Source organism: Pseudomonas sp. AC172 (assembly GCF_979258595.1).
The window spans coordinates 4,235,835-4,248,770 of the sequence record NZ_OZ409868.1 but is presented as its reverse complement, the minus strand read 5'-3'; the positions used below and the strand labels follow the sequence as shown (position 1 = coordinate 4,248,770).

The following is a 12,936-nucleotide window of genomic DNA, read 5'->3' as shown; positions in this document are numbered from 1 at the left end:
CGCGGTGTGCTAAGCAAAAGGCCTACCTCGCGGTAAGCCTTTTCTCTTTGCGTCGTAGCCTCAATCCCCCAGCGCTTCCCCCTCACGCCGTGGATCCGCGCCACCCTCCAACGACGCTTTCCCCTGCGCATCCTTGACCCGCACGATGGCCTGGGTGCCGCTGGTCATGTCGATTTCATTCACCGCATGCCCTTTGTCTTTCAGCGCCTGAATCAGCGCCGGGCTGAATTGGCCTTGTTCCAGTTCGGTGGGGCCGTTACGGCTGCCGAAGTTGGGCAGGCTGATGGCGCTTTGCGGGTCGAGGTTCCAGTCGAGCAGGCCGACGGTGGTTTTCGCCACGTATTCGATGATTTGCGAACCGCCCGGAGAGCCAACCGTGGCGACGAATTCGCCGCTGTGGCGATCGAAGATCAGCGTTGGCGCCATCGACGAGCGAGGGCGTTTTAGGGGCTCGACGCGGTTGGCGACTTTCTGCCCGTTCTCTTCGGGGATGAACGAGAAGTCGGTCATCTGGTTGTTCAGCAGGAAACCCTGAACCATCAGGTGCGAACCGAACGCCGCTTCGATAGTGGTGGTCATCGACACGGCGCCGCCGAGGTCATCCACCGCGACCACTTGTGAGGTGGAGATGCGCAGCGGCGAACGGTCCGGGGCGTAGGCCACTTGTACGCCCGGCGGTGTGCCCGGATTGGCGCTGCCCATGCTGCGCTCGCCGATCAGGCTGGCGCGGCTGGCCAGATAACCCGGGTCGACCAGGCCTTTGACCGGCACTGGCACGAAGTCAGTGTCGGCGACGTATTGCGCGCGGTCGGCGTAGGCCAGACGTTCGGCTTCGGCGATCAGATGCACGGCTTGCGGATCCGGTTCAATGCCGGCCGGTTTGTCGGTTTTCACCGGTTTGAGCGGCGTCAGTGACAGGCGTGGGTCGCGGGTTTCCAGCGCCTGCAAGGTGCCGAGAATCTGCGCAACGGCGATCCCGCCCGACGACGGTGGCGGCATGCCGCAGACCTGCCAGCGTTTGTAATCGGTGCACAGCGGCGCGCGCTCCTTGGCCTGATAGCGCTGCAGATCGCTGAGCGTCAGGCTGCCGGGGTTGGCGTGGCCCTGCACCTTGGCGACGATTTCTTCGGCGATCGGGCCTTTGTAAAGCGCATCCGCGCCTTCATTGGCGATGCGTTTGAGCACGGCGGCCAGCGCCGGGTTTTGCAGGCGTGTGCCGACGGCTTTGACGCTGCCATCGGCGTTGAGGAAATACTTGGCCATGTCCGGCGACTGGCGGATGACTGGATCTGATTCCAGCAGCGAGTACAAACGCGCAGAGATCGCAAAGCCTTGCTCGGACAGTTTGATCGCCGGTTCAAACAGCTTGGCCCATGGCAGCCGACCGTGTTGTTTATGTGCCATTTCCAGCGCGCGCAACACGCCGGGCGTGCCAACCGAGCGACCGCCGATCTGCGCCTGCGGGAACGACATCGGCTGGCCATCGGCGCGCAAGAACAGCTTCTCGGTCGCACCGGCCGGCGCGGTTTCGCGACCGTCGTAAGTGCGCACCTGTTTGCCGTCCCACAACACGATCATCGCGCCGCCACCGATCCCGGAAGATTGCGGCTCAACCAGGGTCAGCACCGCTTGCATCGCAATCGCCGCATCAATCGCCGAACCGCCCTGACGCAGCATCTCGCGACCGGCCTCAGCAGCCAAGGGATTGGCTGCGGCGGCCATGTGTCTGCTGGCGTGACGGGTTTGCAGATCGGTGCGAAAACCTGACGCGGCTTCCGGTGCCAGCGGCAAGGTCGAGGAGGGCGGGGCGTTGCACGCGGTGAGGGTCAGGGCGCTGATGATCAGCGTCAGGGCAGGCAGGCGAAAGCAGCTCAAGGGCAAGGCTGAAAACACGCGGGCTCTCCGTCCGTGGGATAAAAGTCTGAGGGACTTTATCGACCGCTCGGTCGCGACGCAAATTGGTGGGAATTTTTGTCTTTCTTTTCAGGGCGGATGTTCGCTAGGGTCAACCGCAAATCCGTTGAGCTGCACTGAGCACCTGTGGGAGCGAGCTTGCTCGCGAATGCGCAGTGTCAGTCGGCAGAAATGTTGAATGTCCAACCGCTTTCGCGAGCAAGCTCGCTCCCACAATTACAAGATCAACAAGAGACCGATATGCACAGCGAGTTCCCCACCGAAGCCAGCTACAGCGATCAACGCGAGCAGTTCATCGTCGCCGCCAATGCCGCCGGCGCCGCGCTCACCTCCTACGCGCATCCGCGTTGCGGGCCATTCGGCGAACCGCTGAGCACCGACGTCGCCGTGCTCGGCGATCCGCAGGCCAAACGTCGGCTGGTAGCGCTCAGCGGCACGCACGGAGTCGAGGGCTATTACGGCTCGGACAGTCAGATCGAATGGCTGAAAACCTTCGAACCTGGTTCGCTGCCCAAGGATGTCGCGGTGGTCATGGTTCACCTGATCAACCCATGGGGCACGGCGTGGTTGCGCCGGGTCAACGAAGACAACATCGACCTCAACCGCAATCATCTGGATTTCACCGGGCCGCTACCGGATAACCGCGCGTACGCGGCACTGCATGAAATCTACGCCTGCACCGATTTGCACGGCCCCGAGCGCCAACGCGCCGATGCCTTGCTCGACGCACAGATCAACGAACACGGCTGGCCGGCGGTGATGTCGATTGTCGAGGGCGGTCAGCACAGCCATCCCGACGGACTGTTTTACGGTGGCCGCGCGCCGAGTTGGTCGAACCGCACGCTGCATCAAATCATCGAAACGCATCTGGCTGGCGCTGAAACCGTGATGTGTTTCGACCTGCACACCGGCGCCGGTGAGTACGGTCATCCGATGTTGCTGACCATCACCCAGGCGCCGTACCCGGCACTCGCGCAGGCCCAGGCGATTTATGGTCCATGGCTTTACACCCTGCACACCGGCGCCGAAACCTTGAGCGAAACCGGTGTGGCAGCGACTGCCACCGGTTACACCTCACAGGCGTTGCTTAATGCGTTGCCGGGCGTGCAGCTAATGCCGTTCGTGATCGAGTGCGGGACGTATCCGGGGCCGGATGTGCATCGGCATTTGCGTGATGACCATTGGCTGCATCTGCATGGTGATCCGCTGGATGCGACGGGGAGGGGGATCAAAGTGAATCTGCTCGAGCAGTTCTATCCGGCTGATCCGGATTGGCGGGCGATGGTGGGGTTGCGGACTCGGCAAATCTGGGCGAAAGGGTTGTCGGCGTTGGCTTGCTGAAAACGCATTTCGCGCCTGTAGTACTTCGCCGCAACTTGGCGGTTGCTCCACATTTCTCCTACAGACTTTTCAGGTCGACAACTTACGCACCGCTGCCTGAGGATGGTTTCTATCGTTTTTTCCAGGATGGATTTCAGATGAAAAGGATGAGTCCGTTGCCATTCAACTCTATTTTCAGTCGGCCATTGTCATGAGTGTTTCCAATGAGGATCGCGATTTTCTGGTGGCGATGGGCAGTCGCATTGCTCACTTACGCACAGTGCACGAGATCACACAGACGCGGTTTGCACGGGCTTTAGGTCTTTCCCGGCAAACCTTTCAGGGCTACGAGGAGGGCACGCGCAGCATGCCGGTCACGACGCTGGTGAAGATGGCATTTGCGCTGCGCGTGCCTGTTGAAGACCTGCTCGGGGTTCCCTCGTACACGGAGACGCCCAGACGCAGCTTGACCTCGATGTGGTATCGACGGTTGCAGTCCATCAATGAGCTTTCGAAGGTCCAACAGAAGGTCATTGCGCAGATGCTTGACGCACTAATCGCACAGGCAGCGACCAAAGCGAGTGACGAAGAGAAGGATGTATTGAAGTAACAGATTGCCGAGACTTTTCTCGAGGCATAAAAAAACGGCCTACCTTTCGGTAAGCCGTTTTTAGTACTTGGTGGCTACACAGGGACTTGAACCCCGGACCCCAGCATTATGAATGCTATGCTCTAACCAACTGAGCTATGTAGCCAAGTGGCGCGCATTATTCCCCTGAAATGGAAAAGCGTCAAGCGTAAATTTAAAAAATTTTTCTACGCTTTCAACCGTTTATCAAAATCACTGGCTCAGCAGCGGCGAAGGGTAGCGTTGGAACCAGCGGCTGGCCTGCTCATACGCGTGCGCCAATTGCAGGACAGCGAAGTCGGCCTGGTGCTTGCCGATGATTTGCAGCCCCATCGGTAAACCCTGCGCATTGAATCCGGCCTGAACATTGGCGACCGGGCAACCCGACAACGTGCCGGGGATGACCACCTCCATCCAGCGGTGATACGTGTCCATCGCCACGCTTTCGATAGACGTTGGCCAAGGCTGGGTTTTGTCGAAAGGGAACACTTGGGCGCTGGGCAGCAGCAGGTAATCGTACTTTTCGAACAGCCGGGAAATCGCCCGATACCAATCGCTGCGCACCATCGAGGCGGCGAACACTTCGCTGGCCGACAGCTTCAGGCCGTTCTCGACTTCCCAAATCGCTTCCGGCTTCAACAATGCACGCTTTTGCGGATCGGCATACGTCGCGCCCAGCGACCCCGCGACCATCCAGTGCCGCAACGTCCGCCAACTGCTCCACAGCCGCTCAGGCGCGAACCCCGGCTCAACTGACTCAACGTGGCAGCCGAGGCTTTCAAAGTCGGCAAAGGTCTTCTCACACAGCGACAGCACGCCTTGCTCCATCGGCAGATAACCACCGAAGTCACCAAGCCAGCCCAACCGCGTGCCTTTGAAGTCACGCTCCAGCGGCGCCGCAAACGCCTCACCGGATTCCGCGATCGACAACGGTGCCCGCGCATCGCCCCCGGCTTGCACTGACAACAGCAGCGCCGCATCTTTCACACTGCGCGCCATCGGCCCTTCGTAACCCAACTGATCAAAAAACAGATCCGCGCTGTCATCAAACGGCACGCGACCCTGCGACGGACGAAAACCAAAGATGTTATTGAACGCCGCTGGATTACGCAGCGAACCCATCATGTCGCTGCCATCCGCCACCGGCACCAGATGCATCGCCAGCGCCGCCGCCGCGCCGCCACTGCTGCCGCCCGCGGTTTTGCTCGGGTCATACGCGCAAGCAGTCGCACCAAACAACGGGTTATAGCTTTGCGAACCGAGACCGAATTCCGGGGTGTTGGTCTTGCCAATAATGATCGCGCCGGCCGCCTTGATCCGCTCGACCATGATGCCGTCGCGCTCAGGCACAAAATCCTTGTACAGCGGCGACCCCAGCGTGGTGCGAATGCCTTGGGTCAGTGATAGATCCTTGATCGCATGAGGCAAGCCATGCATCCAGCCACGGTACTCGCCACGCGCCAGTTCGGCATCGCGCTCATCGGCCTGAGCCAGCAGATGTTCCGGCGACTGCAGGCTGATCAACGCATTGACCAACGGGTTGAAACGTTCGATATGGGCAAGGTAAGTCTGCATCACTTCCCGGCAGGAAACCTGGCGCAGGCGGATGCGGTCGGCGAGCGCGTGGGCCTGCAACAGGACCAGTTCGCTGATGTTATTAGAGTTCATTGCAAGCGGCCTTTCAGACGGCTGGAAAAACGCCCCGCCAGTGCGACGGGGCGGTAAAGATCAACGCATCAGGTTGGTCCAGAGACGGTCGGCGAGGCGGATCGCACCCTCGCCGCAAGTCTTGCTGAACACCACGTTTGTGCCCTCGGGAATGTGCAACTCCGGCGCGTCCTTGAGCGCCGCGTCGAGGAACGGTTCGACGCCTTTGATCGGGCTCTGGTGCTTGAGGAAGTTCTGCGTCATCGCCGAGTTTTCCGGCTGGCTGAGGAATGCGATAAACGCCTTGGCATTCGCCGGGTTTTTGCTGCCGATAGGGATGACCATGTTGTCGACCCAGGCCAGCACGCCTTCTTTCGGGTAGAGGTATTTCAGCGTCGGTTTCATCTCGCGGGCACGCATCGACGAACCGCCCCAGAACATCGACATGTCGATTTCACCGGAGGCCAGGTTCTCGCGAATCGAGCCGGCCTTGGAGCTGTAGGTTTTCACGAACGGCTTCTGCGCCTTGAGCAGCGTCAGCACCTGCTGCATCTGTTTCGGGTCTTCGCTGCACAGCGGAATGTTCAGATAGAGGCTGGCCATGTCGACCATGTCGCTGACCGAGTCGAACATGTTGATGCGCCCCTGCAATTCGGCCGGCGGCTCATACAAAACCTTGTAGCTGTCGGCCGGGCCTTTGTAGCGCGCCGAGTCCAGCAAGACGCTGGTGGTGCCCCAAATGAACGGCACCGAATACGCGCCTTCCGGGTCCCAGCTCGGTTTTTTCAAGTTATCCACAACGCTGGCGTAGTAGGGCTCTTTGACCGGGTCGAAGCGTTCCAGCAGGTTTTCCTTGATCAGGATCGGCACGAACTGGTGCGACGGAATCGCCACGTCATAACCGGCGCCGCCCTGTTTCAGTTTCGCCAACAAGGTCTCGTTGGAATCGTAGGAATCGACCGTGACTTCGATGCCGGTCTGCTTCTGGAACCTGGCGAGAATCTCCGGCGAAAAGTAGCCGCTCCAGCTCACCACGTTGAGCTTCTCGGCGGCCTGAACGCTGCCAGCCATCGCCAGCGGCACAGTCAGGAACAACGAAGTGCCAACGCTTTTTATCCACTTGCTCATGCTATTTCCCCACAGGTCGTAGAAGGTTCAGGCGTTCTTTTTGCCCAACAGGTAAGAGAGGCTGACGAACAGCACCGAGACGCCGAGGATCAACGTCGACACGGCGTTGACGTCGGGTGTCACGCCCATGCGCAGCAGGCCGAAAATGAAGATCGGCAGCGTTGTTGTGCCGGCCTGCGAGACCATCATCGAGATCACGAAGTTATCCAGCGAGACGATGAAGGCCAGCATCAGCCCGGAGAAAATCCCTGGCATCAGCAGCGGCAAAGTGACCTTGCGAAAGGTCCGCCAAGGGCCGGCGTAGAGGTCGGCCGAGGCTTGTTCCAGCGACAGGTCCATGTCGTTCAGCCGCGCGCGAATCGGCAGGTAGGCGAAGGGAATACAGAACACCGTATGGGCGATGATCAGGTTGCCGTAACCCAGCGACAGACCGATGGTCGAGAACAATGCGAGCGTCGCCACACCGACAACAATTTCCGGCAACACCAGCGGCAACATGATTGCGCCCATCGACAATTGCAGACCCTTGAACTTGGCCCCGCGCGAGGTGCCGAGGGCGGCGAGGGTGGCAATCGCCGTGGCGATCATGCTCGCGCACACCGCGATCAACAGGCTGTTGCCGGCGGCCTGGCGCAAGGCCTGATTGGCGAACGCGGCGCGATACCAGTCGAGGCTGAAACCGGTCCACACCGTCGCCGACTGATTGGCGTTGAACGAGAACACCACCAGCACCACGATCGGCGCGTAGAGGTACAGATAGAACAGAAAACTGAAGCCGCCGAAACCGGGAAAGTCCTGCACACCCAGCCCTTTGCGTTTGAATAGGCCGATCATCACGCACCTCCTTTGGCGATGCGCTGGCGCTCAGCGCGCAGGGCATACACGGTCAGCACCAGCATCACCGCAGCCATTAGCACCAGCGACAACGCCGCACCAAACGGCCAGTTACGTGCATCGCTGAACTGCCGGAAAATCAGGTTGCCGAGCATCATCCGCGTGCCGCCGCCGAGCAATTCCGGAGCGATCATCGCGCCCAGGCACGGTACGAAAGTGAGGATGGCGCCGGCGAGAATCCCCGGTTTGGCGATGGGCAAAACCACTTTGCGCAAGGTACGTATGCGTCCGGCGTAGAGATCCTGCGCGGCTTCGAGCAGACGGATATCCATCTTTTCCAGCGTCGCGTAAATCGGCAACACCACGAACGGCGCGTAGGTGTAAACCAGCCCCAGCAGCACCGCGCCGTCGGTGTACAACAGCTGCAACGGTTCGTGGATAACGCCCATGCCCATCAGGCTGTTGTTGATCACCCCGGTATTACGCAGCAGCAGAATCCACGCGTAAGTGCGGATCAGCAGGTTGGCCCAGAACGGCACGGTGATCAGAAAGATCAACAGGCCGCGTCGATGCGCCGGCTGCATGGCCAGCCACACGGCGACCGGAAAACCGATCAGCAACGTGATGATGGTGGTCAGCCCGGCGATGCCGATCGAGCGCAGGGCGATGATCAAATACGAGTCGGCAAAGGCGAGGCTGTCGTCCAGTTGCCGCTCGAACAGTAGCGAGGTGTAGGCGTCGCTGCTGAAGACTTTGTTGACCCCGCCGTAGGGGTTGGCCTCCATCAGCGAATAGCCAATGACGATCAGGATCGGCACTACCAGAAACAAACAGATAGCGATCAGCGCCGGGCTGACCCCGAGGAAATTCTGGAAAGCCTTGCGGCGTTCCAGCGTGTTGGCAATCGGTAAGGCGTGCATGGCAATTCCTCCGGCTCAATCGTGCAGGACGCTGGCGCTGCCCTGGTCGAACAACAGACCGGCCTGGGCGCCGACGGCAAAGCGCAGGCTCTGGTCGACGCAATTGGGCGTACGCACGGTGAGGCGCGAACCGTCGCTGAGGCTGACCTGATATTGCAGGTCGGTGCCCAGATAAATCTGCGCTTCGATCCGGCACGGCAGCGCGGTTTCGGTAGCCGCTGGTACCAGATGCAGACGCTCAGGTCGCACCGACAAGGTCACGTTGGCGCCGACCTGCACATCGCTGCACGGTTGCGCCGGCAATGAATGACCCGCAGGTCCGGCGAACCAGGCCATGCCGTCTTCTACGCGAGTGACCGAGCCTTCAATGAAATTGGTTTCGCCGATGAAGTCAGCGACAAAGCGATTGCGCGGGCGCTCATAAATATCTTCTGGCCGCCCGACCTGCTGCACTTCGCCTTCGGAGAGCACGGCGATGCGGTCTGACATGGTCAGCGCTTCTTCCTGGTCGTGGGTGACGAAAATGAAGGTAATGCCGGTCTTGGCCTGGATGGTTTTCAACTCTTCGCGCATCGCCTGACGCAGCTTGAGATCGAGTGCCGACAGCGGCTCGTCGAGCAAGAGCACTTTCGGATGCGGTGCCAAAGCGCGGGCGAGGGCGACACGTTGTTGCTGGCCGCCAGAGAGCTGCGCTGGTTTGCGATTGGCGAAGCGTTCCATCTGCACCAGCGCCAACATCTCGCGCACGCGCTCGGCGATTTGCACCTTGCTGAGGACTTTGCCCATCGGCTGCGATTCAAGACCGAAAGCCAGGTTCTCGGCGATGGTCATGTGCGGGAACAGCGCGTAATGCTGGAACACCGTGTTGACCGGGCGCTGGAAGGGCGGGCGATCAGCGATGTTTTCGCCGTAGAGCAGGATCTCGCCTTCGGTGGGAAATTCGAAGCCGGCGATCATCCGCAGCAGCGTGGTCTTGCCGCAGCCCGAAGGGCCGAGAAGGGTGAAGAATTCGTTGTCGCGGATGTCCAGGTCGATGCTTTTCAGCGCCACCGGACCGGTCTGCGGATCACCGTAAACCTTGCGCACTGAGCGGATCGAGACCGCCAGCGTTTGCAGCGAATGCAGGGCATTCATGCGTTACCTCCGATTCCCCCATCGCCTGCGACTCGCTGTGCAAAGCGTTGCCGTCGGGCCATGGATATTATTTTTTTGGGCAGGATCGAGATTGCGTTCGGGTGTGACACCAGCTGTTTTATTGTTCTGCTGTGGCTCGATTATCAGCCAGGGGTTGCGCGGCGCGACACTTCAATTTAAACATGGCAGGTGTTAGTTAATTTAACAGCCGAAGGTGCCAGGAATCATGCCCGACCACCGTTTGCCGCCGCTCAACGCGGTGCGTGCCTTTGATGCCGCCGCGCGTCTGGGCAGCTATGTCGAAGCCTCGAAAGCCCTGCACGTGACCCAGCCTGCGATTGGCCGCCACGTGAAATTGCTTGAGGACTGGTTGGGCATTCAATTGTTCGAGCGTACCTCACGCGGGGTCACCCTGACCCCGGCGGGGGAGAAGTATCACCGCAAGATCAGCGCCGCTTTGCAGCTAATCATTGAGGCGGGCAAAGAAGCCCGGCCAAAAGATGCCGAGCGCTGGTTGCGGATCATGGTGGTGCCGGGCTTCGCCAAGCGCTGGTTGATGCCGAGGATCGAAGCGCTGCGGCATCTGCGGCCGGGATTGAAACTGGCGATCGAACCGAATTCGACCTTCACCGAAGTGGATGGCAAAACGGCGGATCTGGGCATCGTCTACGGCCTCGACGGGCAATATGCCGACTCACGGGAAGCGCTGATTTGCCCACGGGTTTTTCCGATCTGCACGCCGGCGTATCTAGCCAGCATTGCACCGATCAACAGCCCGGCTGATCTGGTCAGCCACGAACTGATCCACGTCGATGACGGCGAATGGTGGAATCTGTGGTTCGCCGCCCACGACCTCGATATTCATCTCAATTCCGACATGCTCTACGTCAACAACGATCACGCGCTGTCCGTGGCCGAGAGCGGACAGGGCATCGCGCTGGCCAACGAGGTGCTGGTGCGTCACGAACTCGCCAGCGGCAAACTGGTGCGCGCGGTCGACGCTCAGGTGAAGCTTGAGAGCTATCGGGTGCTGACGCCGTCCGCCGAACTCTCGGCGGATGTGGCGTGGTTTATTCAATGGCTCAAGGCTGAACTGGAAACGGACTTCCCCGAGGCCGTGATTAACTGAGACGGAAACGTGCGGTATTGTCGCTCAGCGCTTTGCTGCCCTGGCTGAGGGTGTCCGCCGCAAGGTTCACCGCCCGTGCGCCTTCAAGTAAACGCACAGCCGCCTGATCGACCTGCTGAATATTGCCGCTGACTTCATCGGCGGTACTCGCTTGCTCTTCAACTGCCGTGGCGATCTGCGCCAGGGTGTCGGTGACGCTCTGCACGGCGCTGGCGATTTCGCCCAGGCGTTCACCGAGACCCGTCACCGACTCGGCATCGGTTTGCGCCTGGCCGCATGCAGCTTCCATCAGGCTCACGGCTTCGTTGACCGTCGCGCGCAGGCTGTCGACGGTGCCGGCGATCTGCGCGGTGGACGACTGCGTACGTTGCGACAGGCTGCGCACCTCATCGGCGACCACAGCGAAACCGCGTCCTTGTTCACCAGCTCGCGCAGCTTCGATGGCTGCGTTGAGCGCGAGCAAATTGGTCTGTTCGGCGACGCCGCGAATGGTGTCGACCACCAATTGAATCTGCTGGCCTTGCTCGCTGACCCGACCCAGCGCTGCAGCGGTGTCGTTCAAGCGTTGATTGAGTTGTTGAATACTCGCCGTGGTGCGCTGGCTGTCGCGGCTGCTGTCGGCGGCGATGCGCCGGGTGTGCTGGGCGCTGCCGGAAGCCTGTTCGCAGCTTTGCGCCACGCCTTGCGAGGTCGCGGCCAATTGCGTGGCGGCGGCAGCGATCTGGCTGATCTGCAACTGTTGCGCCTCGACTTCGCCGAGAGCGCCGCTGGAGTGTTCGTTGAGACTGCGCACGGCATGGCTCAACTGCGAGGTCTCGTGATCGACGCCGAGCATGCTCGCGCGCAGTTGCACCACGGCAACGTTGAGTGCGGTGCTGATCGCCGCCAGTTCATCGCGGCCCTCCACCGGCACTTGCAGGCTCAGGTTGCCATCGCGCAGGGCCTCAGCGAGCAGGGTGATGCCGCTGGCGCTGCGGCGGATCGAGGCTTGCAGGCAGACAAACAGATACAGCGCCGCGAGCAACAGGCAGCCGAAGATCGCCGCGACGATAATGAACTGACGGATCGCCGAGCTGTGGTAGGCGTCCAGTCGTTGGTCCAGCGACACCAGCGACTGCTGGCGCAGAGCGGCGAGGTCGGTCAGCAGGGCATCAAGGTTGCGTTCGAAGTCTTCCGGTTTGAGCGTGATGCTGCCGCCGAACACGCCGTCGTCGAGCACCTTCAGGCCGCTATCAAGGCGTTTCAGGCTGTCATGGTATTGGCTGGCCCAGCTCTGCTGATCTTTCGGCAGGCGTGCTTCGAGCAGCGTAGCGGTTTTGACCAGTTGCTCGCGGGCATCGCCGATACGGCTGCGCAAGTCGCGCAACTGCAAGCGGCTTTGCAGGGTGAACTGGCCAGAGACGACCGAAGCCTGACCGACCGCAGCGAGGCGGCCGACGCGTTCGATCAGGTCCGGCGCGTGTTGCGTGGAAATTTGCGTCAGCAGGTAGGTTTCCAGCCACGGCGCAAGGGTCAGGCGATTGTCCATGACGATCTGCTCGCGCAACGCTTGCAGGGCGCTCAACGCATTGGTGAAACGGTCGTAACCGTCCGGCCACCAGCCGACGCTGCTGAGGCTTTTCGAATCCAGACCGTTCAATGCATTTTGCAGCGCTTGATAGCGGGTGAGGGTTTCGCCTTCCGCGCCTTCGTTTTTCAACGCGTTGCCCAAATCAGTGGTGGCTTGCAGAACTGCCGGTTGCACTGCGTCAAACGCGCCCATGGCGGCGAGGGTGGCCGGTGTCGGTTGGCGATTGGTTTCGGTGGCGCGCCAGCGGGCGGCGCGATCACGTTGCGCGGCGAGCAAGTTGTCCAGCGCATCCAGCGCGAGCAACTGCCGCACGCCAGCACGTTCGCCAGAAATCAGATTGAGTTTGTCGCGATAGTCCTGGCCGATCATCAACAGGCTGCCGGCCAACGGCAGAATGAACAGCAGAAACAACAACTGGAATTTACCTGCGAAGCCAAACCGCCCCAGCAATTTGATCCCCGGTGAAAGGAAAGCCTGCATGCCCCATGACTCCTCTGGACACCACGCACCAAAGGCGTGCATCGAGGTCGTGCGACCTGGATGTTGTGCCCTGCTAAAAGGCCTCGAAAGTTCACTCTCGCCCGCTCTGTAGGCCGGCTCTGTAGCGAAACTTCCCATTGTCGGTCGCCTTTGTAAGGCGCCCGCGTTCAAGGGGAGAAGCAAGGCAAGATTCAGACCATGGCGTTGTGCAATCACGCATCCCATGTAGGAA

10 protein-coding genes and 1 tRNA gene are annotated in these 12,936 nt (G+C 60.6%); 3 read left to right on the top strand and 8 right to left on the bottom strand.

Translation table 11 applies throughout. The features are described from left to right. Positions 1 to 60: 60 nt before the first annotated feature. On the bottom strand, positions 61 to 1,893 hold the full coding sequence (gene ggt / locus ACZ0A4_RS19110) for a gamma-glutamyltransferase (RefSeq protein WP_463575982.1): 1,833 nt from the start codon (positions 1,891 to 1,893) through the stop codon (positions 61 to 63). Between the two features lie 261 nt (positions 1,894 to 2,154). On the opposite strand from ggt, the gene ACZ0A4_RS19105 reads away from it, so the two are divergent. Both ACZ0A4_RS19105 and ACZ0A4_RS19100 read left to right on the top strand, forming a co-directional pair. Further along, a complete protein-coding gene (locus ACZ0A4_RS19105) occupies positions 2,155 to 3,255 on the top strand; it encodes a DUF2817 domain-containing protein (protein ID WP_463575980.1) in 1,101 nt (366 codons plus the stop codon). A 190-nt stretch (positions 3,256 to 3,445) separates the two neighbouring features. Further along, positions 3,446 to 3,844 (top strand): helix-turn-helix domain-containing protein, encoded by a 399-nt coding sequence (locus tag ACZ0A4_RS19100; protein WP_463575979.1) that lies wholly within the window; start codon positions 3,446 to 3,448, stop codon positions 3,842 to 3,844. Between the two features lie 68 nt (positions 3,845 to 3,912). Here the strand turns inward: ACZ0A4_RS19100 and ACZ0A4_RS19095 are convergent. The 6 genes from ACZ0A4_RS19095 to ACZ0A4_RS19070 form a co-directional block, all read right to left on the bottom strand. Beyond that, positions 3,913 to 3,989: transfer RNA gene (locus ACZ0A4_RS19095), tRNA-Met, on the bottom strand. 86 nt (positions 3,990 to 4,075) lie between these two features. After that, positions 4,076 to 5,530 carry an amidase gene (locus tag ACZ0A4_RS19090; RefSeq protein ID WP_463575978.1) on the bottom strand — a complete coding sequence of 485 codons (1,455 nt, stop codon included), beginning with the start codon at positions 5,528 to 5,530 and terminating at the stop codon, positions 4,076 to 4,078. Between the two features lie 60 nt (positions 5,531 to 5,590). Beyond that, a complete protein-coding gene (locus ACZ0A4_RS19085) occupies positions 5,591 to 6,637 on the bottom strand; it encodes an ABC transporter substrate-binding protein (protein ID WP_463575976.1) in 1,047 nt (348 codons plus the stop codon). Between the two features lie 27 nt (positions 6,638 to 6,664). Next, positions 6,665 to 7,471 carry an ABC transporter permease gene (locus ACZ0A4_RS19080; RefSeq protein ID WP_008079566.1) on the bottom strand — a complete coding sequence of 269 codons (807 nt, stop codon included), beginning with the start codon at positions 7,469 to 7,471 and terminating at the stop codon, positions 6,665 to 6,667. Next, positions 7,471 to 8,391 carry an ABC transporter permease gene (locus ACZ0A4_RS19075; protein WP_463575974.1) on the bottom strand — a complete coding sequence of 307 codons (921 nt, stop codon included), beginning with the start codon at positions 8,389 to 8,391 and terminating at the stop codon, positions 7,471 to 7,473. The genes ACZ0A4_RS19080 and ACZ0A4_RS19075 overlap by 1 nt, the downstream gene beginning before the upstream one ends. A gap of 15 nt (positions 8,392 to 8,406) precedes the next feature. Then, positions 8,407 to 9,525 (bottom strand): ABC transporter ATP-binding protein, encoded by a 1,119-nt coding sequence (locus tag ACZ0A4_RS19070; RefSeq protein ID WP_463575973.1) that lies wholly within the window; start codon positions 9,523 to 9,525, stop codon positions 8,407 to 8,409. 226 nt (positions 9,526 to 9,751) lie between these two features. On the opposite strand from ACZ0A4_RS19070, the gene ACZ0A4_RS19065 reads away from it, so the two are divergent. Beyond that, positions 9,752 to 10,654 carry a LysR substrate-binding domain-containing protein gene (locus tag ACZ0A4_RS19065; protein WP_463575972.1) on the top strand — a complete coding sequence of 301 codons (903 nt, stop codon included), beginning with the start codon at positions 9,752 to 9,754 and terminating at the stop codon, positions 10,652 to 10,654. On the opposite strand, the gene ACZ0A4_RS19060 is transcribed toward ACZ0A4_RS19065, so the two are convergent. After that, positions 10,647 to 12,704, bottom strand: coding sequence for a methyl-accepting chemotaxis protein (locus ACZ0A4_RS19060; RefSeq protein ID WP_463575970.1), 2,058 nt, complete (start codon positions 12,702 to 12,704; stop codon positions 10,647 to 10,649). The genes ACZ0A4_RS19065 and ACZ0A4_RS19060 overlap by 8 nt on opposite strands. Positions 12,705 to 12,936: the final 232 nt, after the last annotated feature.